Below are 19,911 nucleotides of genomic sequence, written 5' to 3' on the forward strand. Positions count from 1 at the left end.
CCGCATAGCCAAATACCTACACAGATCCAACTGTGGGAGGGGGCTTGCCCCCGATGAGGGAGTGCCAGCAGATGCATCTGTCACTGAACCACTGCTATCGGGAGCAAGCCCCCTCCCACAGGGGTTCACTGTAATTTCAAATAACGGAGTTAGTCATGCAGCTTTTTAGTCTTCAAGGCCAAGTGGCCTTTGTTACCGGCGCCGGCAGCGGCATTGGCCAGGCTATCGCCGTCGGGCTCGCCGAAGCCGGTGCCGATGTAGCCTGCTTTGATCTTCCGGGCAGCCCCGGCATCGCCAGCACCGTAGAACGCATCCAGGCCCTGGGCCGGAGCGCCTTGGCGTTGAGCGGCACCGTCACCGAGCGAGCCGCCCTGGATGCAGCCGTCGCGCAAACCGAACAAGAACTCGGCCCACTCAGCGTCGCCGTCAACTGCGCCGGCATCGCCAATGCCCAGGCCGCCGAAGACCTGGAGCTGCAACGCTGGCAAACCACCCTGGACATCAACCTCACCGGCATCTTCCTCAGTTGCCAGGCCCAGGCCGCGGTGATGTTGCCGCGTGGCAAAGGCGCCATCGTCAATATCGCCTCCATGTCCGGCAGCATCGTCAACCGCGGCCTGTTGCAGGCGCACTACAACACCTCCAAGGCCGGGGTGATCCACCTGAGCAAAAGCCTGGCGATGGAATGGGCCGACAAAGGCCTGCGCGTCAACTGCATCAGCCCCGGCTACACCGCCACGCCGATGAACTCACGCCCGGAAGTCGCCGACCAGGTGAAGATCTTTGAACAGACCACGCCCATGGGCCGCATGGCCAGCGTGGACGAAATGGTCGGCCCGGCGATTTTCCTGGTCAGCCAGGCCTCGTCTTTCTGCACCGGTGTCGACCTGCTGGTCGATGGTGGTTTTGTCTGCTGGTAAGGAGTTTTGTCATGTCGCAACGTTTCAGCGGTAAAACCATCGTGATCACCGGCGCCTGCCGTGGCATCGGTGCCGGCATTGCCGAGCGCTTCGCCCAGGAAGGTGCCAACCTGGTGCTGGCCTCCAACGACCTGGAGCGCGTGACGTTCACCGCCGACCAACTGGCCCGGGAATACAAGGTCGACACCCTGGCCCTGGGCATCGACGTGACCCGCGAAGAAGACATCGAAACCCTCTACCGCGAAGGTCACGCACGCTTCGGCAGCATCGACGTGTCGGTACAGAACGCCGGCATCATCACCATCGACCACTACGACAAGATGCCCCGCGCCGACTTCGACAAGGTGCTGCAGGTCAACACCACCGGCGTGTGGCTGGGTTGCCGGGAAGCGGCCAAATACATGGTCAAGCAAGGCAGCGGGCGCTTGATCAACACCTCGTCCGGCCAGGGCCGCCAGGGGTTTATCTACACCCCGCACTACGCCGCGAGCAAAATGGGCGTGATCGGCATTACCCAGAGCCTGGCGCTGGAACTGGCGCGGCATAACATCACGGTCAACGCGTTCTGCCCCGGCATCATCGAAAGCGAGATGTGGGACTACAACGACCGCGTGTGGGGCGAGATCCTCAGCACCGACGAAAAACGCTACGGCAAGGGTGAACTGATGGCCGAATGGGTCAGGAACATCCCCCTGCGCCGGGCCGGAAAACCCTCGGATGTCGCCGGCCTGGTGGCGTTCCTGGCCTCGGATGACGCGGCCTACCTGACCGGCCAGGCGATCAATATCGACGGCGGCCTGATCATGTCGTAAGGGTTTGGTATCCTCACCCGCATTGATGTCATCACTGAGGCCTTCATGAGCCAGATCGAAGAACAGCGCCTGATCACCAAGATCGCGAGCCTCTATTACGAAGACGGGCTCAAGCAGTCCGAGATTTCCGCACAGCTGGACCTGTCCCAATCCTTTATCAGCCGCGCCCTGCGCCGGGCGCTGCAGGAAGGCGTGGTGAAGATCAGCGTGATGCGCCTGCAAGGCCTGCACCTGGAGCTGGAAAACCAATTGCAACGCCGCTACGACGTGCGCCAGGTGATCGTGGTGGAAGCCACCGAGCCCGGCAACGATGAAAGCATCAAGCAAGCCATCGGCTCGGCGGCTGCCCACTACCTGGAGACCAGCCTGTCGCCCCAGGACCATATCGGCATTTCGTCGTGGAGCAGCACCATTCGCGCCATGGTCGGCCACCTGCATGCCCAGCCGGGCAAACAAGGCGCCCAGGAAGTGGTACAACTGTTGGGCGGTGTCGGCAACAAAGGCGCGTTTGAAGCTACCTTGCTCACCCAACGCCTGGCCACCCTGCTCAACTGCCCGGCGTTCCTGCTGCCGTCGCAAAGCATCGAGCAATCGGTGGAGAGCAAGCAGCGCATCGTGCAGATGGAAGAGGTCAAGGAAGTGCTGCAACGCTTTGACAGCATCACCCTGGCGATCGTCGGCATCGGCGACCTCGAACCCTCGCAGTTGCTGCGCAACAGTGGCAACTACTACACCGAGGACATGCTGCGCCTGCTGGCCGAGCGCGGTGCCGTCGGCGATATCTGCCTGCGTTACTTCGATGCCCAGGGCAAGCCGGTGCTGGAGGAAGATGAAGAATTCGTGGTCTCGGTGGCGCTGCCCAAGTTGCGCAGTATCCACCGCGTGCTCGGCCTGGCCGGCGGGCTGAACAAGGTCCAGGCCATTCGTGGCGCGCTCAAGGGCGGCTACCTGGACATCCTGATCACCGACCTGGACACCGCACAGGCCCTCAACCAATAACCTTTTTTGGAGATTGCCGCTCATGACGTCCAAGCTCGAACAACTCAAGCAATTCACCACCGTGGTCTGCGACACCGGCGACCTGGAAGCCATCAGCCGCCTGCGCCCGGTGGACGCCACCACCAACCCGTCGTTGCTGCTCAAGGCCGCCGCGATCCCGGAATACGCCGAGCTGCTGCGCAATGCCGTCAACCTGGCCAAGGGCGACGTCGGCCTGGCCTGCGACCACTTCGCGGTGTCAGTGGGTGCCGGCATTTTGAAGGTCATTCCCGGGCGTATTTCCACCGAAGTCGACGCGCGCCTGTCCTTCGATGTAGACGCGCTGTGGGCCAAGGCCAACCAGTTGATCGCCCTGTACGACCAGGCCGGTATCCGCCGCGACCGCGTGCTGATCAAGCTCGCCTCCACCTGGGAAGGCATCCGTACGGCCGAACGCCTGGAAAAAGCCGGTATCCAGACCAACCTCACCCTGCTGTTCTCGTTCGCCCAGGCCCAGGCCTGCGCCGATGCCGGGGTGTTCCTGATCTCACCGTTCGTGGGCCGCATCTATGACTGGTACCGCAAGAACACCGGCCTGGACTACACCGGCGCTGATGACCCGGGCGTGCAATCGGTGACGCGCATCTACAACTACTACAAGGCCAACCAGATCAACACCGTGGTGATGGGCGCAAGCTTCCGCACCCTCAGCCAGATCGAACAGCTGGCGGGGTGCGATCGCCTGACCATCAGCCCGGAGCTGCTGCAGAAGCTCGACGACGACCAGGGCACGCTGGCACGCAAATTGGTACCGGTGACCGAAGGCGAAGCGCGCCAGCCAATGAACGAAGCGCAGTTCCGCTGGGCCTCGAATGAAGATGCGATGGCGACTGAGAAACTCGCGGAAGGGATTCGACAGTTTGCGCGGGATCAGGAGAAGTTGGAGGCGGTGTTGGCTGCGCTGTAACGCAGATACTCAGCAGGAGCAATCGGCGCAAACCGGGCGGCCCGCGCCCGGTGCGCTGAAATGCATGATGATCAGCATAAAGAAGTCTTGTCTGATTTTTTTGCAGGGACTTCTTCGCCAGTGCTGGGGCCTATACCCCGGACCGCCAATCTTGGCTAATCCGCCGCAATCACCATCTACCCCATCTAAAACCTGCTTACAACTGCTCAGATGATTCACACGAACGGCTGCCTTAGCATTGTCGCCGAGTAAGTCAATGGCGTACATTTGCTATGATTTTTATTGAAACCCCAGTTTTCACCCGACGGGTAATGGAGCTCATGAATCACGATGCCTATCTCGGTCTTCAGGTAGCGTTGATGCTGAACCCCGAAACTGGAGATTTGATCGAAGGAACGGGTGGCATTCGCAAGATCCGTGTCGCCTCAAAAGGCCACGGCAAACGTGGCGGTGCCAGAGTGATCTATTACCACTTCGTATCCGCTTCACGTATTGCGCTGTTGATGATTTACCCGAAAAACGAACAGCAAGACCTGACAAACGATGAACGCAAAGCGCTTAAAGCTGTCGTCGAACACTGGAGATAACCATGAGCAAATTCTTTGATGAGCTGATGGAAAGCGTGCAAGAAATGGATGAAATCGTCCGAGGCGAACGTCAGCCTTCGCGTGAGTTCACCGTGAACGCGCTTCAAGTAAAAGAAATCCGCAAGGCAACCGGACTGACACAAGCGAAATTCGCCGCGATGATTGATGTTCATCTCGGCACCCTGCGCAACTGGGAACAAGGGCGAAGAGAACCGACAGGGCCGGCCAAAGCACTGCTAAGGGCCATTCACAATGACCCGGTCCATGTTTTGAACGCCCTGGCCCTGTAACCCAATAGGCACCGGCGGCGGATTCAGGCGGCGGCGACACCCGTCCCAAACTTGCGAATCGCCAGGCAATACCCGATCAATGCCAGCGCCGCCAGCAACCCGCCCGCCACGCCGACCCAGGCGAAGCCGAAGTGGCTGCCGACCCAACTGCCCATCAGGGCGCCACCGCCGATGCCGATGTTGTAGATACCGGAGAACATCGCCATGGCCACGTCGGTGGCGTCCGGGGCCAGCACCAGTACCTTGGACTGCATGGCGAGGCCGAAGCCCATGATCGCCATGCCCCAGAACACGCTGAGGATCACCAGGTACGACTCGGCGCCGCTCAACGGCAGCATCAGCGCCAGGCACGCGGCCAGGATAAACACCGCGCCGACCACGAACAGGTGGGGGTTGAAGCGGTGCACCAGGCTGAACAGCAGCGAGCCGATGATGCCCGCGCCGCCGAACACCAGCAGGATCAGGGTCACCGCGCTGCCGCTCATGCCGGCCACGCCTTCGACGAAAGGTTCGATGTAGCTGTATGCGGTGAATTGCGCGGTCACGGTCATCGCCGTGAGCACATACAACGCCACCAGCGCCGGACGCTTGAACAGCAGTGGCAGGCTGCGCAGGGAGCCGGAGTTCTGGCTCGGCAGCAACGGCAAGGTGCGCGCCAGCCAGAACACCAGGGCGGCGGCGAACGCGCCGATCACCAGGAACGTGGTGCGCCAACCCATGGCTTCGCCGAGCAGACGCCCCAGGGGAATACCCAGCACCATCGCCAGGGACGTACCGGTGGCGAGCAGGCCGAGGGCTTGCACCTGCTTGCCTTCCGGCGCCAGGCGTACCGCCAGGGACGCGGTGATCGACCAGAACAGCGCATGGGACAAGGCAATGCCGACGCGACTGACCATCAACAGGCCGAAACTGGTGGCCACGCTGGAAAGGATATGGCTGGCGATAAACAGGCAGAACAGCACGATCAGCAGCTTGCGTCGCTCGACGTTACGCGTCAGCAGCATCACCGGCAGCGAGGTCAGGGACACGATCCAGGCATAGATGGTGAGCATCAGGCCGACGCTGGACACGGGCATATCGAAGCTGGCGCCAATAGCGCTGAGCAGCCCGACGGGGACGAATTCAGTGGTATTGAACACAAACGCGGCCAGCGCCAGGGCGATGACCGGTTGCCAGTTGGCTTGGGGGGTTGCGGCTGAAATGCTCATTGAAGGGCGAGGTACTCTGGCGATGATCAAGCGGCCACCCAGGACAAGCGCCGCCGCCTGGCATTCTATAGGTTTATCGGCCGTCTGTTGACGTTCATCCCCCTCAAAATACCCTCAGTTTTGTCACGGTGCCGTCATGGTGACCACGTAGTTGCCTGACTGGATCGGCTTGCCGAGGCTGTCCACCAACAGGTACGTCTGGTCGTAATAACGCCCGCTGCCGCTGTCCGCCACCAGCCGCAGACTGGCCCCGTTGACGCTGGCGACCGGCGCCATACTGCGGACATCGAACCGATTGCCACGGCTGGCGCTCGGGCAACCTGTCACGTCCATCCGGGCACCGCTGTGCGCATTTGTCGCACACAAGGGTTCGACAATGCTGCCCGTGAAACTGATGGTGCCTTGACCCGCCGGCTGGGCCGCGCCGCAGGTGCTTGCCCAAAGGCAAAGGAGACAGGTAGCTGCCGAAAAACCGTTGATACGCATGCTGATACTCCTTCCTGGGCTATTAGGAAGTAAGTCGTCAGCAAAGGCACTAACTTGAGGTTATTCGCCTTAGCGCAACAAACGGTTAAGGATCCACCTGCGCCATCAACTCCGGAATGCTCTCCGGCCGCTTGGCATAACGCTGCGCCAACGCCGCACAGACCATCAACTGGATCTGGTGAAACAGCATCAAGGGCAAAATCAGCACGCCCATGCTCGCCCCGGCGAACAGCACCTGGGCCATCGGCACACCCGTGGCCAGGCTCTTCTTCGAGCCGCAGAACAGGATGGTGATGCGATCTTCCTGATTAAAGCCAAAAGCCTTGCCCAACAGGGTGGACGCCACCAGCACCAAGGCCAGCAACACGCAGCAGGCCACCACCAGGCCGCCCAGCTCCCACAGCGGGATCTGGTGCCAGATGCCTTCGTTGACCGCTTCGCTGAACGCGCCGTACACCACCAGCAGGATCGAACCCTGGTCGACGAACTTCAGCCAGGCTTTATTGCGCCCCACCCACGCGCCGATCCAGCGGCGGGCGATCTGCCCGGCGATAAACGGCAGCAGCAGTTGCACGCTGATTTTCAGGATCGCATCGACAGTGGAGCTGCCTTCGCCGTGCACATTGAGCAACAACGTCACCAGCAATGGCGTGAGGAAGATGCCGAACAGGCTGGAGGCCGCCGCGCTGCAGATCGCCGCCGGGATGTTGCCCCGCGCCAGGGAGGTAAAGGCAATCGCCGACTGCACCGTGGCCGGCAAGGCGCAGAGGTAGAGCATGCCCATGTACAGGTCTTTGCCGATCAGCGGCGACAACACCGGTTTGAGCGCCAGGCCCAGCAGCGGGAACAGTACAAAAGTCAGGCTGAACACCAGCAGGTGCAGGCGCCAGTGGCCCGCGCCGGCGACGATGGCCTGGCGCGACAGCTTGGCGCCGTGCAGGAAAAACAGCAGCGCGATGGCCAGGTTGGTGACCCAGCCGAAGGCCACGGCGGTCTGGCCGCTGGCGGGCAGCAGGGAGGCGAGGATCACCGTGGCGATCAAGGTCAGGGTGAAGTTGTCGGGCAGAAAACGGGGGCGAGTCATAAGCGAATCTTCCGGGGGTTGCCAAGAGCGTCATGGCGACTCTAACGTAACGCCTTGTTACCGACTAACGCCAATGAGCCAGTAAATGCCGCCTAAAGGACATGCCAACACCGTACGCCGCAGTGTGCCTGGGCTTTCCAGCCTGCCAAGGCCGGTGTATGGGCGCACCGAATCGCTGCCCAACCGCGCCCTGACCCGCCGGCACAGCCACCCGTGGGTGCAATTGTCCTACGCCATTTCCGGGGTGCTGGAGATCCAGACCAGCGCCGGCCGCTTCGTCGCGCCGCCCCAGCGGGCGGTGTGGATCCCGGCGGGCATGCCGCATCGGGTGTACAGCTCGCCCCACACCGAGATGCGCAGCCTGTACCTCGATTGCAGCGTCACCGCCTGGGCCGCCGAACGCTGCCAGGTGCTGGAGGTGAGCAGCCTGCTGCGCGAGTTGATCCGCAGTTTCAGCGAGTTGCCGGTGGAATATGCCGAGGATGGGCCGGATGGGCGCCTGGCCCAGGTAGTACTCGACCAACTCGCCGCAGCGCCCAAGGTCGACTTGATGCTGCCATTGCCCCATGACCCAAGGTTGCGACAGATCTACCGCAGCTTGAGCCTGCGCCCGGAACAGCACACTACCCTGGGACACTGGAGCGAGAAACTGGGGGTCAGCGAAAAGACGCTGAGCCGCCTGTTTTTGAAGGACACCGGCCTGACATTTCGAGCCTGGCGCCAGCGTTTAAGGTTATTGAGCGCCCTGCCCGCCCTGGAGCAAGGCGAACGGGTGACGGATGTGGCGTTGAACTGTGGCTATGAGTCCACGTCGGCGTTTATCAACGCGTTTCGACAGCAGTTCTATGCCACGCCCGGTGAGTTCTTCCGCTGACCTCACCGACGATGAAGAATCACTGTGGGAGGGCCCCCTACCTCTTCGACGTAGCGCGTCTAGAGGGAGTTTGCTCCCCCCACATCAGACTTGTATGTACCTTCAGATCCCAGCCTTGGCCAGGATGGCCTGGAGCAACACATCCGCCCCTGCCGTCGACCACTCGGGGGAGATCTCCTCCGCTTCGTTATGGCTCAGCCCGTCCACGCACGGTACGAAGATCATCGCGGTCGGCGCCACCTGGTTCAGGTAGCAGGCGTCGTGCCCGGCGCCGGAGATCATCGGCCGATGGCTGTAGCCCAACGCCTCGGCGGACGCGCGTACCACCTCTACACAATCGCTGTCGAAGGCAATCGGTGCGTACTGGAAGATCTGCTTAACGCTGTGCTGCAAGCCGATGCCTTCGGCGATGTGCGCCACGGCGTCGCGCAATTGCTGGTCCTGGCGTGCCAGCACGGCCTCGTCCGGGTGCCGGAATTCCACGCTGAAAAACACCCGTCCCGGCACCACGTTGCGCGAGTTGGGAAAGATATTCGCCATGCCCACCGTGGCCCGTCCTTCCGCGCCCTGCTCCAGGCCCAGCCCATTCACGGCCTCGACCACACGGGCAAAACCGAGCAGCGCATCCAGGCGATGGTCCATCGGGGTGGTGCCGGCATGGGCGCTGCGCCCGCTCAATTCGACTTCGTACCAACGCTGGCCCTGGGCACCGGTGACCACGCCAATGGTGATGCCCTGGGCTTCAAGGATCGGGCCTTGTTCGATATGCAGTTCAAAGGCGGCATGCACCGCCTGGCCACCCACCGGGTGGGGGCCGGCATAGCCGATCTGCTGCAAGGCCTGGCCGATGGTCACGCCGGCCTTGTCCACACGGGACAACCCGTATTCCAGGTCGAACACGCCAGCGTAGACGCCGGAGGAAATCATCGCCGGGGCAAAGCGCGAGCCCTCTTCGTTGGTCCAGTTGACCACTTCGATGGGCCGGTCGGTTTCAATCCCCAGGTCGTTCAGGGTGCGCAGCACTTCCACTCCGGCGAGTACGCCATAGATGCCGTCGTACTTGCCGCCGAAGGGTTGGGAATCGCCGTGGGAGCCGGTCATCACCGGCGCCAGGTGGTCATGGCGCCCGGCGCGACGCGCAAATATATTGCCCATGGCGTCCACCCGTACCGTGCAACCGGCCGCAGTGCACCAGTGCACGAACAGATCGCGGCCACGCCGGTCCTCGTCGGTCAATGCCAGGCGCGACACACCGCCCTTTTCGGTGGCACCGATCTGCGCCATCTCCATCAACGAAGCCCACAGGCGTTCGCCGTTGACCCGCGCCAGGTTACTCATGGGGTTTGGCCCGATAACGGAAGTCGCAGTGGTGCGCGCCGCCCATGATGGTCTGGGTGCGGGTCAGTTCGATGTTCGGGTTGTAGCCGACGATAAACAGCTCGTCGCGGTTGCACGACAGCAAGTGGCCGATCTCGCCCAGGCCCATCTCGTGGTACATCTCGGCGTAGCGGCAGCGCTTGACGTCGTAATCATAGTGCTCGGCATCGCTGGCGATGATCTCGACCTTGAGCGCGTCATCCTTCTCCCACAGCACTTGCAACTCCACAAAGCTCTTGAGGTCGGCGCCCTGCTCTTCCAGTGCGGCAAAATGCTTGCCGGCCTGGATCGCCGCATTGCCCACGGCTTCGCCGATCACGGCGGCGGCAAAGTCCTTGCCCTGCTCGCGCTTGAGGATCTCGTAGATGGGCTTGATGATTTCCGCCTCGATCCGGCGCCGGGCAAGGATGCCCAGTTCACCTTCCAGTTTGTTCATTGCATCTCTCCATTGACCCTTGCAGGAGCGAGCCAGCTCGCACCTGCAGAGGGGGTGGGTTTATTGGCCACCCGCCACACTCACCGGCTGCCATTGATTGGCCTTGACCTGGTAAACGGTGAACGACGGTTGCTTCAAGTTGCCCTCGGCATCGAACGCAATCGTGCCAGTCACGCCCGGATAGCTGATGGCGCGCAGCACCGGCAGGTACTTCTGTGGGTCGGTGGATCCGGCCTTCTCGATGGCCGCCACCAACACACCAACGCCGTCATAGGCAAACGGTGCATGCAGTTCGATCGCGGTTTTGTAGCGTTCTTTATAGGCCTGTTCGAACGCCTTGCCACCCGGCATCTGCGCAATCGCCAGGCCCGGCTCCAAGGCAATCACGCCCTCGCCTTCGTTCTGCGCCAGCTGCAGGAAAGTCTGGCTGACAAACCCACCGGCGCCCATCAGCGGTGCCTTGATCCCCAACTGCTTGATACGCCGGGCCAGCGGTGCAGCCTGGGCGTCGACGCCGCCGAAGAAGATCAGGTCAGGGTTCCGGCTACGGATATTGGTCAGCACGGCACTGAAGTCGATGGTCTTGTCGTCCACGTATTCGCGGGCAACCACCTTGGCACCACCGGCCTCGATGGATTTGACGAACTGGTCCGCCAGGCCCTGGCCGAATGCGGTGCGGTCGTCGATCACGGCAATACGCTGGGCTTTCAAGGTGTTCAACGCATAGCGGCCGGCCACCTGGCCGCCATCGTCGTCGTGGCCCATGATGCGAAAGCTGGTGTCGAAGCCCTGCTGGGTGTAGGCATGCCCGGTAGCGACTGGCGCCACCTGGGCGATACCGGCGTCGTGGTAGACCCGCGCCGCCGGGATGCTGGTGCCGGTGTTCCAGTGGCCGACCACGCCGACCACGCCCTCATCCACCAGGCGTTGGGCAACGGTCACGGCGGTGCGCGGGTCGGACTGGTCGTCTTCGGACACCAGCTTGAAGGTCACCGCCTCACCATTGATTGTCGGGTGCTTGGCGTTAGCCTGGTCGATGGCCAGTTGCGCGCCATTTTCCAGGTCTTTACCAATCCGGGCCGAGGGCCCGGTCAAGGGACCGGCCAGGCCGATCAGCACGGTCTGGTCGGCCTGGGCCATGGCGCTCGCCAGGCTGCTCAGGGCCAGGCCAATCAGTGCGGTTTTGTTGAAAGTCTTCATCAGTCGTTCCTGTTTCTTTTCGGGCGGGTCGGAACACGCCGGGCGTCCGGTAGCGTCATGGGTGTTTTTTCATCGAGCCGTTATTCACCGAGGTAGGCGCTGCGCACCTCGGGGTGTTCAAGCAAATCTGCGGAGGGCCCGCTGAGGCTGATGCGGCCGGTGTCCATCACATAGGCACGGTCGGTCACTTGCAGGGCCAGCCGTGCGTTCTGTTCCACCAACAGCAGGGTCATGCCCTGGCGACACACGTCGTCGATCACCTGGAAGATTTTTTCCACCATGATCGGCGCCAGGCCCATGGACGGCTCATCGAGGATCAGCAAACGCGGGCGTGACAGCAGCGCACGGGCCAGGGCGAGCATCTGTTGCTCACCGCCCGAGAGCAGGCCGGCGGACTGCTGCAGGCGCTCTTCCAGGCGCGGGAAGTGTTCGAACAGCTGGCGCATTTCGCGCTGCACCTGCTCGTTGTCACGGCGCAAAAACGCACCGGACTGAAGGTTCTCCAGCACGCTCATGCGCGCAAAAATCCCGCGCCCTTCCGGGACCATGGCGATGCCCTGGCGCAGCAACTGGTCCGGCGCCTGGCCGAGGATCGAACGCCCGGCAAAACGGATTGCACCCTGACTGGCCGGCAGCAGACCCGTCAGAGCCTTGAGGCTGGAGGTCTTGCCCGCACCGTTGGCACCGATCAGCGTGACGCGCTCACCCTCGGCAATGTGCAAATCCAGGGATTTGACCGCCTCGATGGCGCCGTAGCGCACCTGCAAACCCTCGACGTTCAACAAGGCTTCAGACATGGGCACTGGCTCCCAGGTAGGCCTGGATCACTGCCGGGTGCTGGCGCACTTCGACGGGTGGCCCTACGGCGATGACTTGGCCGTAATCGAGCACGCTGATGCGGTCGCATACGCCCATCACCAGCTTCACGTCGTGCTCGATCAACAGCAGGGTATGGCCGTCGTCGCGGATCTTTTCCAGCAGGCCGCGCAACTGCACTTTTTCACTGGCATTCATACCCGCCGCCGGCTCATCCAGGGCCAGCAGGCGCGGTTCGGTGGCCAATGCGCGGGCGATTTCCAGGCGGCGCTGATGGCCGTAGCTCAAGCTGTCGGCGCGATAACGGGCGAACCCCGCCAGCCCGACATACGCCAGCAGGCGATGGGCGTGGGCACGGGTTTGGGCTTCCTCGTCGCGAGCACGACGATGCCGGCTCAAGGCGGCCCACAGGCCATTGCGGGTGCGCACATGGCGCCCGACCATGACGTTTTCCAGGGCGCTCATGGCATTGAACAAGCGGATATTCTGAAACGTGCGGGCAATGCCGGCTTCGGCCACCTGATGCACGCTGGTCGGCCGGTACTCCCGGCCATCGAGCTGGAAGCGCCCGGAATCCGGGGTATAGAGGCCGGTCATGACATTGAAGAAGGTGGTCTTGCCCGCGCCGTTGGGGCCGATCAGCCCGTAGATTTCGCCGGCCTGGATACTCAGGCTCACATCGGTCAACGCCGCCACGCCCCCGAAGTGTTTGTTGACCCGGTCAATCTGCAGCAGAGGTGTGTTCATCGTGCCACTCCTTTGGGCCACAGCCCGGCGGGTCGATAGAGCATCGCCAGGATCAACGCGAGGCCGTAGAACAGCTGGCGGATGATTTCCGGGTCCACCAGCACTTGGCCGAACAACGCCTGCTGCAACGGGCCCATGCTCGCGCGCAACGCTTCAGGCAATGCCGCCAGCAGTACGCAGCCGAGGATCACCCCCGGGATATGGCCCATGCCGCCGAGCACCACCATCGCCAGCACTGCAATGGACTCGTTGAGGGTGAACGATTCCGGCGAGACAAAACCCTGGAACGAGGCGAACAGCGCGCCGCTCACCCCGCCGAACGCGGCGCCAATCGCAAACGCCAGCAACTTGAGGCGCACGGTGTTCACGCCCATGGCCTGGGCCGCTTCTTCGTCCTCGCGGATCGCCACCCAGGCACGGCCGATGCGCGAGCGCTCCAGGCGAATGCAGGCAAACAGAATAAGCACCACCAGCGCGGCGAACAGGTAGTAATAGAGGTACACCGACGGCAGGCGCAGGCCGAACAGTTCCTGGGTACGGCCCAGGTTCACGCCGAGCAGGTTCACCGGATCGACCTGGGCGATGCCTTTGGGGCCATTGGTGATATTCACCGGGCGGTCGAGGTTGCGCAGCAGGATACGGATGATCTCGCCAAAGCCCAGGGTGACGATGGCCAGGTAGTCGCCGCGCAGGCGCAAGGTCGGCGCACCCAACACCACGCCGCACCCCGCCGCGAGCAAGGCGCCCAGGGGCAGGATCAACCAGATCGAGGTGTGCATGCCCGCCGGCAGCAACGCCGCCAGGGCTGGAAACTGTTGCAGCAGATGGGGCGACGACAGCAACGCGGCCAGGTAGGCGCCCACCGCGTAGAACGCGATGAACCCCATGTCCAACAGCCCCGCATAACCGACCACGATGTTCAGGCCAAGGGCGAGCATGATGTACAGCAGGGCAAAATCCAGGGTCCGCACCCAGGTGTTGCCACCGGCGTGGCCGACGATCCACGGTGCCAGCACCAGGGCCACGGCAAACAGCAGCAGGCCCAGGCTGGCGCGTTGATTGGAAGTGAGTGGGTTGATCATGCGCGGATCGCCAGACGTTCGCCCAACAGCCCCGAAGGACGGAACACCAGCACCGCGATCAGCACGATAAAGGCAAACACATCCTGATAATTGCTGCCGAACACCCCGTTGGTGGCGGCGCCCAGGTAGCCGGTGCCCAGGGCTTCGATCAGCCCCAGCAACAGGCCGCCGAGCATGGCGCCCTTGAGGTTGCCGATACCGCCCAGCACCGCGGCGGTGAAGGCTTTGATCCCCGGCAGGAAGCCCATGTAGAAATGCGCGCTGCCGTAGTTGCTGGCCATCATTACCCCGGCCAATGCCGCCAGGGCGCCGCCGATGGCGAAGGTGAGCACAATGACCCGATTCGGGTTGATGCCCATCAGGCTCGCGACCTGGGGGTTTTCCGCCACGGCACGCATGGCCCGGCCAAAGCGCGTGCGCTCGACCAGCACCAGCAGCGCGACCATCACTGACAGCGCAATGGCGATGGTGGTGAGGGCCGTGGCGTTGGTGACAGCCGGGTGCGCGGAGACCCCGGGCAGTACTTCGATGGGTTCCAGCGGCAGCAGTTGCGGGAACATTTGCGGGTTACGGGTCCAGACCAGCATCGCGATGGTTTGCAAAAGCAGCGACACCCCGATGCCGCTGATCAACGGCGCCAGGCGCGGCGCGTGACGCAACCGGCGATAAGCGACGCGCTCGATCACCACCGCCAGCGCCGCACAAAATGCCATGGCGACCAGGGTGGCCGTCAGCAACACCAGCAGCGGTGGCAACGCCGGCCAAGTCGCCTGCAACAGGCGAATCATCGACAAGCCCACGAGCGCACCGATCATCAGCACATCGCCGTGGGCGAAGTTGATGATGCGCAGGATGCCGTAGACCATGGTGTACCCCAGGGCCACCAGCGCGTAGAGACTGCCCGTCATCAAGCCGTTGAGCAGTTGTTGGATAAACCCATCCATGAAGACCGTCGACCTCAGTGCGTACAAGGGCGGCACACTAAGCATCTATTCTGTTTTTATCAAATATCAGAAAGTTATAGGGTTATGCCAAAGCAATGACAGGGTATTTGTGCCGCAAATACGGCACTTATGGCTCTTTATTTGGGCTAAAACTTGGTGTTTAATTCAATACATGAATAAATCAGAACAGTTAGCCAATGACCCTCCCCTGCGTGCCGTGCGGACGTTCGAAGCGTTTGCGCGCCATGGCGGGGTGAATGCCGCCGCGCGCGAGCTGGACGTTTCCGCCTCTGCCATCAGCCATCAACTGCACCTGCTGGAAGACTTCCTGCAGCAGCCACTGACCCTGCGCCAGGGCCGCAACCTGGTGCTGACCGATGAAGGGCGCGAGTATTACCGTGCCATCCGCTCGGCCTTTGCCGTGCTGCGCAGCGCCACCGAACATGTGCGCGAGAAAAGCGCCACCCGCCAGGTGACCATCAGCCTGATCCCGCTGTTTGGCATCAACCTGTTTATCCCGCGCCTGGAGAACTTCCTCAAAGACCACCCGGCGCTGGACATCAACGTGACCTACGCCAACCACCGCAGCTACCCCAGCGATGCCGCCGACCTGTCGATTCGCTTCGGCACCGGGCACTGGCCGGGCTATCACAGCGAACCCCTGATCTCCGGCGCGGTGACCCCCTATTGCAGCCGCAGCTTTCTCGCCCAACACGGCCCCATCGACACGCCCCAGGCCTTGAGCGAACTGCCGTTGCTGCACGATGAAGAACGCGGCACCTGGGGCCAATGGTTCGAGGCAGCCGAGGTCGACACCACGGCGCTGAATGGCTTGCTGCTCGAAGACGGCCAACTGGCACTCACCGCCACCCTCACCGGCCTGGGCTGCGCGTTGCTGCGCGCGCCGCTGGTAGCGCCCCATGTGGCCAATGGCGAGCTGGTGAAGCTGTTTGATCTGGAGGTCAATGATGGCCGCCAGTACTACCTGTGCCGGCGAGCCAACAGTGAGTTGTCGAGCGAGGGGAATGACTTGTATGACTGGATCAAGCGCAGCTTGAATGCGGTATAGGCATTGTGGAGATCCAAATGTGGGAGGGGCGGTTTACAGGTCAGCTGCCGTTACCGCCATGGGCCTCTTCGAAGAAGTAGTCCTTCCAGCTCGCCGCCTTGTTTTTCAGTACGCCCAGTTCCTGCAATTTCTCGGCGTAGATGAAGGTACGCTGCGGCACGATGGTGAAGTCGATTTCCGGGTCCTGGACGATTTTTTCCACCAGGTCCAACGGCAGCTTTGACTGTTCTACACGGATATACGCCTTGGCCGCTGCCGGTTTGTCGGCCTTGATGATCTGCTCGGCTTCGGCCAGCGCGGCGTAGAACGCCTGGTAGGTCTTGGGGTTTTCGTCGTGGAATTTCTGCGTGGTGTAGAGCACGTTGAACGTCGCCGGACCGCCGAGGATGTCGTAGGAACTGAGCACCTTGTGCACGCTGGGGCTCAGCAGCTCCTGGTACTGGAACGGCGGACTGGAGAAGTGCGCGTTGATCTCCGAACCACCGGCAATCAACGCGGCGGTGGCGTCGGGGTGGGCCAGGCTGATGGAGATGTCATCGAATTTCTTGTAGTGGGCATCGCCGAACTGCCTGGCGGTTTCGATCTGCAAGGTCCGCGACTGGAAACCCACGCCAGCGGCGGGCACGGCGATGCGGTCCTTCTCGCTGAAGTCCTTGAGGGTCTTCACGTTGGGGTTGTTGGTCAGCAGGTAGTTGGGCATCGAGCCCAAGGAGGCGATGGCCTTGACGTTCTGCTTGCCCCTGGTACGGTCCCACAGGGTGAGCATCGGCGGCACACCGGCGGACACCACATCCAGGGCGCCGGCCAGCAGCGATTCGTTCATGGCGGTGGCGCCGGAAATGCTGTTCCATTCCACCTGGATGTCCAGGCCCTGGGCCTTGCCGTGTTTTTCGATCAGGTGCTGGTCGCGCACCACATCGAGGATCAGGTAGCCGATGCCGAATTGCTGGGCGATGCTGATCTTGCCTTCGGCCTGGGCACCGGGGCTGAGCAACACGCTGGCGGCGGCGAGGGACGCGGCCAGGAGGGTCAGGGAGGAACACTTGAACGTCATGGGGAATCTGCCGCGTTTTCGAGAAGGTGATGGAGCGTAGCCGCGGTTTTTTAGACAGCAAAAGAATATCTGGGTCTATTGTTATGCAAATACCCCTAAAACGGCGCGCGGCTGGTATCGTGCCGCGCTTTGAAAAAACTGCCGCACACTGCGAGGAACTGCACGTTGAACACTGACGAAAAAATGACCGGGGACCTGTTCGAGGTGGATAAGCGCCTGTCACTCAAACCCGTGGTGGACTTCAACAGCTACGTGCGCAGCGCTTTCGGCGACGGTCCGTGCATCTGCATTCGTTGCACCGCCAGCGGCGGTGACGAAACCGGCTACGCGTTCCAGCACACCTTCAGCTTCGACGGCAAACCGACCCAGCGCCGCTTTGCCTCCACGGCGGGCAGTGATGTGTTGATGGCGCTGAAAAAGGCCTGGTTGTCTTTCACCAAGGCTGAGTTGCCTTCGAGTGGCGCGCTGGCGCTGGAGACGGTGAAGGAATTTGTCGAACCGCAGTTGCACAAGCGCCTGGCGCCGCTGTTCCTCGCCAGTGGTCTGGTCAAGGAGGTGGACGGCGAGTTGCACCTGCAGCCACAAGCTGCGGCCTGAACCTAATCGTCAGCGCAAACGGGTGACGGTGAGCGCCACCACGGCGATCCGCTCCACACGCTCATAGCCGGGCTTTTCCAGCTCTTCGCCGAACACATCGGGGTCAAGTTCGCGGTAGGTCCACCCAAAGGCATCGCTGCCCAGCAACGGCGTGACGGCGGCCAGGAACGGATCCTCCCCGGCGACAATCGCCACGCCGGTGTAGAGCACCAGGCTGCCGCCCAGGGACAGGCGCCCAACGGCCTCGCCGGCGATGCGCACCGACAGTTGCTCGCCCAGTGCCCCGCCGCCATGCCGGTAGGCCCGCTGGCGGTCGTCATTCATGTAGGGCGGGTTGGCGACGATCAGGTCGAATGTCCCTTCGACGCCGCCCAGCACATCGCTGTGGTACGCCGTGACATTCGCCAGCCCGGCCAGCTCGGCATTCACCGCCGTCAGGCGCAGGGCGCGCGGGTTGATGTCCACCGCCAGCACCTCGGCGTCAGGCCGCGCCCGGGCAACCACCAATGCGCCTACACCGGCGCCGCAGCCGATGTCCACGGCGCGCTTGATCGGCTCGAAGCGCTGTTGCATATGGGCTTCGATCAGTTGGGCAAACCGATAGCTGTCAGGCCCGAAAAACACCGCGTCCGCTTGCGTGGTGGGGTACGCCGAGTGGGCAAACAGCAGGTCGTCCAGGCTCGACCAACGCACCGCACTGCGCCACAGCGCCTCGTGTTTTTCGACCACCTCGGCCTGCTGCAGCTCCTCTCGAAACGCCTCCGGCAACAGCTCGCGGTCAAACGGCAGCGACCAGCCGAAGACGTCCCGCAGGTCCTTCGCCAGCGGCCTCCCCTGGCGCTGGAAAAACCGTTCATGGGTCAAGGGCGTTGGCGTGATGAAGCGGTAGCCATTTTCCTTCAACCCCCGGCCCAGGTTCAGCAGGGCGCGGTCGGCGAGTTGTTGTGCAGACATGGGGGATTTCCTTAGCGCAGGCGCGCACGCAGTTGGATGAAGCGGCGAGTGGCATACAACCCGGCGGGCGTGCAGTGACGCTGCGCCGACAGCCACGGGATCAGCGCATGGAGCTGCTGCTCATCAGGCAGGTTCCACAGCGAATCCACCAGCGCCTGGGTGTCCGGGTCGGACGGGCGATGCTGCTCGCGGGAGAAGCGGCTGCCGCGTCCGGGCCGCACGGGCGCCACACGTTGAGCGCTGATCCAGTCACCCGCGATCCAGTCGCGCAGCAGCTGTTTCTCATAGCCGCTGAACACGCCGAACATCGCCGCGCCCGCACCTTCGATCAATTGCCAGAAGCGGCTCTCGGCCGGATCCTGGTTGCGCTTGATCCAGCCCTTGTCTTCCAGGGCCTGGAGAAAGGCGCCGATCTGCCCCGGCCGCGCCAGCCATTGGTTGACGGTCTTGCCTTCGAAGCGGCAGTAATCCGAATGCATGTGCTGGCCGAACGTGCGCTTGCGTTCAAGCATGGCGACCACTTCGTCATTCAGGTTGAAGTCGTGGATAACCGCGCTGGTCCCCGGGCCGAGGTCATTCAGGCGATACCCCTCGGCCACGCGGCGATAGAACTCCTCCCTGCCCTCCCCCAGCGGCAGCAGGTTCAACACCGACTGCGCCGCCTTGCAGGCGTGGCCGCTGCTGGCATTGTCGATGGTGACGTGGAGGGTGAAGTAATACGGGTCGATGCCCAGTTCGCTCAGCTCATACGCGGTGATCAGCAGGTGCAACGGCAACTGCTCATAACCGAGGTTGAAACCGATGATCTCCGGCAGGAAGTCGTCGGCGCACAGGCCCAGCGCCAGTTGCAGGGCGCCTTGCAGGTAATGGTTGTCCTCAAGGCCGGCGTCGCTGTCGGCATCATGCTCGCTGAGTAATTTGCGGTAGATCACCACATGATTTTGCGCCGCTTCGCCGTCACCCAGCTCTTCCAGGTAGGTGGTGAGCAGGCCGTCGAAACGCGGGTCGTGCCAATAGCGCAGCAGGCCATTGAGCCAGGCCCCGTCGACCTGTTTGGTCGGCGCCACGCGCTGCAGGAAATACAGCGCATGGGCCTTGTTCTGGAAATAACGACGTGGCCGGCCTTGCTGGCGTTGTTCCAGGTAATCGGCATAGGCCTGGGCCACGTCGGCACAGCGCTGTTCGATCCAGGCCGGCAGTTGTTCAGGCATCTGCGGCAACTCACTGGGCGCGTCGCGCACCTGCGCCAAGTGCGTGTGTAGAAACGCCCGCGCAACCTCTTCAGCGCCAGGGGCTTCGCCATACAGGTGTTGGTACAACCACTGGTACTGACCCGGTTGGGTGATGGAGGCCGGCTGGCCCGACAGCGCTGTGAGAAGCGTCATGATGGCAGTTTCCGCAAAGTCCGATCCAACCAGGCCTCCCGACA

General features: G+C 62.6%; 22 protein-coding genes. 9 read left to right on the forward strand and 13 right to left on the reverse strand.

The window, feature by feature from the left end:
* Window positions 1-140 precede the first annotated feature (140 nt).
* From BLQ09_RS14010 to nadS, 6 genes are all read left to right on the forward strand, one after another.
* A complete protein-coding gene (locus BLQ09_RS14010) occupies window positions 141-920 on the forward strand; it encodes an SDR family oxidoreductase (protein WP_256568803.1) in 780 nt (259 codons plus the stop codon).
* Window positions 921-931: 11 nt separating this feature from the next.
* Window positions 932-1,732 (forward strand): SDR family oxidoreductase, encoded by an 801-nt coding sequence (locus BLQ09_RS14015; protein WP_027607266.1) that lies wholly within the window; start codon window positions 932-934, stop codon window positions 1,730-1,732.
* A gap of 45 nt (window positions 1,733-1,777) precedes the next feature.
* Window positions 1,778-2,731, forward strand: coding sequence for a sugar-binding transcriptional regulator (locus tag BLQ09_RS14020; RefSeq protein WP_027607267.1), 954 nt, complete (start codon window positions 1,778-1,780; stop codon window positions 2,729-2,731).
* Between the two features lie 22 nt (window positions 2,732-2,753).
* Window positions 2,754-3,677, forward strand: coding sequence for a transaldolase (gene tal / locus BLQ09_RS14025; protein WP_092357401.1), 924 nt, complete (start codon window positions 2,754-2,756; stop codon window positions 3,675-3,677).
* Between the two features lie 272 nt (window positions 3,678-3,949).
* Window positions 3,950-4,264, forward strand: a complete 315-nt coding sequence (locus tag BLQ09_RS14030) for a type II toxin-antitoxin system RelE/ParE family toxin (RefSeq protein WP_027607269.1) — start codon at window positions 3,950-3,952, stop codon at window positions 4,262-4,264.
* Between the two features lie 2 nt (window positions 4,265-4,266).
* Window positions 4,267-4,554 carry a NadS family protein gene (gene nadS, locus BLQ09_RS14035; protein WP_027607270.1) on the forward strand — a complete coding sequence of 96 codons (288 nt, stop codon included), beginning with the start codon at window positions 4,267-4,269 and terminating at the stop codon, window positions 4,552-4,554.
* A 23-nt stretch (window positions 4,555-4,577) separates the two neighbouring features.
* Here the strand turns inward: nadS and BLQ09_RS14040 are convergent, their stop codons facing one another.
* The 3 genes from BLQ09_RS14040 to BLQ09_RS14050 form a co-directional block, all read right to left on the reverse strand.
* Window positions 4,578-5,762: a sugar transporter gene (locus BLQ09_RS14040; RefSeq protein WP_027607271.1), complete on the reverse strand. Its 1,185-nt coding sequence runs from the start codon at window positions 5,760-5,762 to the stop codon at window positions 4,578-4,580.
* Window positions 5,763-5,885: 123 nt separating this feature from the next.
* Window positions 5,886-6,248: a hypothetical protein gene (locus BLQ09_RS14045; protein ID WP_092357403.1), complete on the reverse strand. Its 363-nt coding sequence runs from the start codon at window positions 6,246-6,248 to the stop codon at window positions 5,886-5,888.
* Between the two features lie 85 nt (window positions 6,249-6,333).
* Window positions 6,334-7,332 (reverse strand): bile acid:sodium symporter family protein, encoded by a 999-nt coding sequence (locus BLQ09_RS14050; RefSeq protein ID WP_027607273.1) that lies wholly within the window; start codon window positions 7,330-7,332, stop codon window positions 6,334-6,336.
* Between the two features lie 85 nt (window positions 7,333-7,417).
* Here BLQ09_RS14050 and BLQ09_RS14055 point away from each other — a divergent pair, with 85 nt between their 5' ends.
* Window positions 7,418-8,206: an AraC family transcriptional regulator gene (locus tag BLQ09_RS14055; RefSeq protein ID WP_092357404.1), complete on the forward strand. Its 789-nt coding sequence runs from the start codon at window positions 7,418-7,420 to the stop codon at window positions 8,204-8,206.
* A gap of 102 nt (window positions 8,207-8,308) precedes the next feature.
* On the opposite strand, the gene BLQ09_RS14060 is transcribed toward BLQ09_RS14055, so the two are convergent.
* From BLQ09_RS14060 to BLQ09_RS14090, 7 genes are all read right to left on the reverse strand, one after another.
* The gene (locus BLQ09_RS14060; RefSeq protein ID WP_027607275.1) at window positions 8,309-9,544 is read right to left on the reverse strand and encodes a Zn-dependent hydrolase; all 1,236 of its coding nucleotides are present in this window, start codon (window positions 9,542-9,544) and stop codon (window positions 8,309-8,311) included.
* Window positions 9,537-10,019, reverse strand: a complete 483-nt coding sequence (locus BLQ09_RS14065; RefSeq protein WP_092357406.1) for an L-2-amino-thiazoline-4-carboxylic acid hydrolase — start codon at window positions 10,017-10,019, stop codon at window positions 9,537-9,539. Before BLQ09_RS14065 ends, BLQ09_RS14060 begins: the two co-directional genes overlap by 8 nt.
* Before the next feature lie 60 nt (window positions 10,020-10,079).
* Window positions 10,080-11,219, reverse strand: coding sequence for a branched-chain amino acid ABC transporter substrate-binding protein (locus BLQ09_RS14070; protein WP_092357408.1), 1,140 nt, complete (start codon window positions 11,217-11,219; stop codon window positions 10,080-10,082).
* 80 nt (window positions 11,220-11,299) lie between these two features.
* Window positions 11,300-12,016 carry an ABC transporter ATP-binding protein gene (locus tag BLQ09_RS14075; RefSeq protein WP_027607278.1) on the reverse strand — a complete coding sequence of 239 codons (717 nt, stop codon included), beginning with the start codon at window positions 12,014-12,016 and terminating at the stop codon, window positions 11,300-11,302.
* Complete coding sequence (locus BLQ09_RS14080) at window positions 12,009-12,782, reverse strand: ABC transporter ATP-binding protein (RefSeq protein ID WP_092357410.1); 774 nt, start codon at window positions 12,780-12,782, stop codon at window positions 12,009-12,011. Before BLQ09_RS14080 ends, BLQ09_RS14075 begins: the two co-directional genes overlap by 8 nt.
* Window positions 12,779-13,864 (reverse strand): ABC transporter permease subunit, encoded by a 1,086-nt coding sequence (locus BLQ09_RS14085; RefSeq protein WP_092357412.1) that lies wholly within the window; start codon window positions 13,862-13,864, stop codon window positions 12,779-12,781. Before BLQ09_RS14085 ends, BLQ09_RS14080 begins: the two co-directional genes overlap by 4 nt.
* Complete coding sequence (locus BLQ09_RS14090) at window positions 13,861-14,808, reverse strand: branched-chain amino acid ABC transporter permease (RefSeq protein WP_027607281.1); 948 nt, start codon at window positions 14,806-14,808, stop codon at window positions 13,861-13,863. The genes BLQ09_RS14085 and BLQ09_RS14090 overlap by 4 nt, the downstream gene beginning before the upstream one ends.
* A 172-nt stretch (window positions 14,809-14,980) precedes the next feature.
* Between BLQ09_RS14090 and BLQ09_RS14095 the strand changes: the two genes are divergently transcribed.
* The gene (locus BLQ09_RS14095; RefSeq protein WP_092357414.1) at window positions 14,981-15,877 is read left to right on the forward strand and encodes a LysR substrate-binding domain-containing protein; all 897 of its coding nucleotides are present in this window, start codon (window positions 14,981-14,983) and stop codon (window positions 15,875-15,877) included.
* 40 nt (window positions 15,878-15,917) lie between these two features.
* Here the strand turns inward: BLQ09_RS14095 and BLQ09_RS14100 are convergent, their stop codons facing one another.
* On the reverse strand, window positions 15,918-16,931 hold the full coding sequence (locus BLQ09_RS14100) for an ABC transporter substrate-binding protein (protein ID WP_092357416.1): 1,014 nt from the start codon (window positions 16,929-16,931) through the stop codon (window positions 15,918-15,920).
* A gap of 165 nt (window positions 16,932-17,096) precedes the next feature.
* Between BLQ09_RS14100 and BLQ09_RS14105 the strand changes: the two genes are divergently transcribed.
* Entirely contained in the window at window positions 17,097-17,528 is a 432-nt protein-coding gene (locus tag BLQ09_RS14105; RefSeq protein WP_092357418.1) for a hypothetical protein, read from the forward strand.
* Between the two features lie 9 nt (window positions 17,529-17,537).
* Here BLQ09_RS14105 and BLQ09_RS14110 read toward each other — a convergent pair whose 3' ends face one another.
* The gene (locus BLQ09_RS14110; RefSeq protein ID WP_092357420.1) at window positions 17,538-18,482 is read right to left on the reverse strand and encodes a N5-glutamine methyltransferase family protein; all 945 of its coding nucleotides are present in this window, start codon (window positions 18,480-18,482) and stop codon (window positions 17,538-17,540) included.
* Window positions 18,483-18,493: 11 nt separating this feature from the next.
* The gene (locus BLQ09_RS14115; protein WP_092357422.1) at window positions 18,494-19,867 is read right to left on the reverse strand and encodes an iron-containing redox enzyme family protein; all 1,374 of its coding nucleotides are present in this window, start codon (window positions 19,865-19,867) and stop codon (window positions 18,494-18,496) included.
* Window positions 19,868-19,911: the final 44 nt, after the last annotated feature.

Source organism: Pseudomonas sp. NFACC25 (genome assembly GCF_900100935.1).
GTDB classification, from domain to species: Bacteria; Pseudomonadota; Gammaproteobacteria; order Pseudomonadales; family Pseudomonadaceae; genus Aquipseudomonas; species Aquipseudomonas marginalis.

Bases quoted from the DNA above. Each gene is read 5' to 3' on its own strand.
- BLQ09_RS14015 (WP_027607266.1), top strand. From the start codon at position 932: ATGTCGCAACGTTTCAGCGGTAAAACCATCGTGATCACCGGCGCCTGC.
- BLQ09_RS14020 (WP_027607267.1), top strand. From the start codon at position 1,778: ATGAGCCAGATCGAAGAACAGCGCCTGATCACCAAGATCGCGAGCCTC.
- tal (WP_092357401.1), top strand. From the start codon at position 2,754: ATGACGTCCAAGCTCGAACAACTCAAGCAATTCACCACCGTGGTCTGC.
- BLQ09_RS14030 (WP_027607269.1), top strand. From the start codon at position 3,950: ATGATTTTTATTGAAACCCCAGTTTTCACCCGACGGGTAATGGAGCTC.
- nadS (WP_027607270.1), top strand. From the start codon at position 4,267: ATGAGCAAATTCTTTGATGAGCTGATGGAAAGCGTGCAAGAAATGGAT.
- BLQ09_RS14040 (WP_027607271.1), bottom strand. From the start codon at position 5,762: ATGAGCATTTCAGCCGCAACCCCCCAAGCCAACTGGCAACCGGTCATC.
- BLQ09_RS14045 (WP_092357403.1), bottom strand. From the start codon at position 6,248: ATGCGTATCAACGGTTTTTCGGCAGCTACCTGTCTCCTTTGCCTTTGG.
- BLQ09_RS14050 (WP_027607273.1), bottom strand. From the start codon at position 7,332: ATGACTCGCCCCCGTTTTCTGCCCGACAACTTCACCCTGACCTTGATC.
- BLQ09_RS14055 (WP_092357404.1), top strand. From the start codon at position 7,418: ATGCCGCCTAAAGGACATGCCAACACCGTACGCCGCAGTGTGCCTGGG.
- BLQ09_RS14060 (WP_027607275.1), bottom strand. From the start codon at position 9,544: ATGAGTAACCTGGCGCGGGTCAACGGCGAACGCCTGTGGGCTTCGTTG.
- BLQ09_RS14065 (WP_092357406.1), bottom strand. From the start codon at position 10,019: ATGAACAAACTGGAAGGTGAACTGGGCATCCTTGCCCGGCGCCGGATC.
- BLQ09_RS14070 (WP_092357408.1), bottom strand. From the start codon at position 11,219: ATGAAGACTTTCAACAAAACCGCACTGATTGGCCTGGCCCTGAGCAGC.
- BLQ09_RS14075 (WP_027607278.1), bottom strand. From the start codon at position 12,016: ATGTCTGAAGCCTTGTTGAACGTCGAGGGTTTGCAGGTGCGCTACGGC.
- BLQ09_RS14080 (WP_092357410.1), bottom strand. From the start codon at position 12,782: ATGAACACACCTCTGCTGCAGATTGACCGGGTCAACAAACACTTCGGG.
- BLQ09_RS14085 (WP_092357412.1), bottom strand. From the start codon at position 13,864: ATGATCAACCCACTCACTTCCAATCAACGCGCCAGCCTGGGCCTGCTG.
- BLQ09_RS14090 (WP_027607281.1), bottom strand. From the start codon at position 14,808: ATGGATGGGTTTATCCAACAACTGCTCAACGGCTTGATGACGGGCAGT.
- BLQ09_RS14095 (WP_092357414.1), top strand. From the start codon at position 14,981: ATGAATAAATCAGAACAGTTAGCCAATGACCCTCCCCTGCGTGCCGTG.
- BLQ09_RS14100 (WP_092357416.1), bottom strand. From the start codon at position 16,931: ATGACGTTCAAGTGTTCCTCCCTGACCCTCCTGGCCGCGTCCCTCGCC.
- BLQ09_RS14110 (WP_092357420.1), bottom strand. From the start codon at position 18,482: ATGTCTGCACAACAACTCGCCGACCGCGCCCTGCTGAACCTGGGCCGG.
- BLQ09_RS14115 (WP_092357422.1), bottom strand. From the start codon at position 19,867: ATGACGCTTCTCACAGCGCTGTCGGGCCAGCCGGCCTCCATCACCCAA.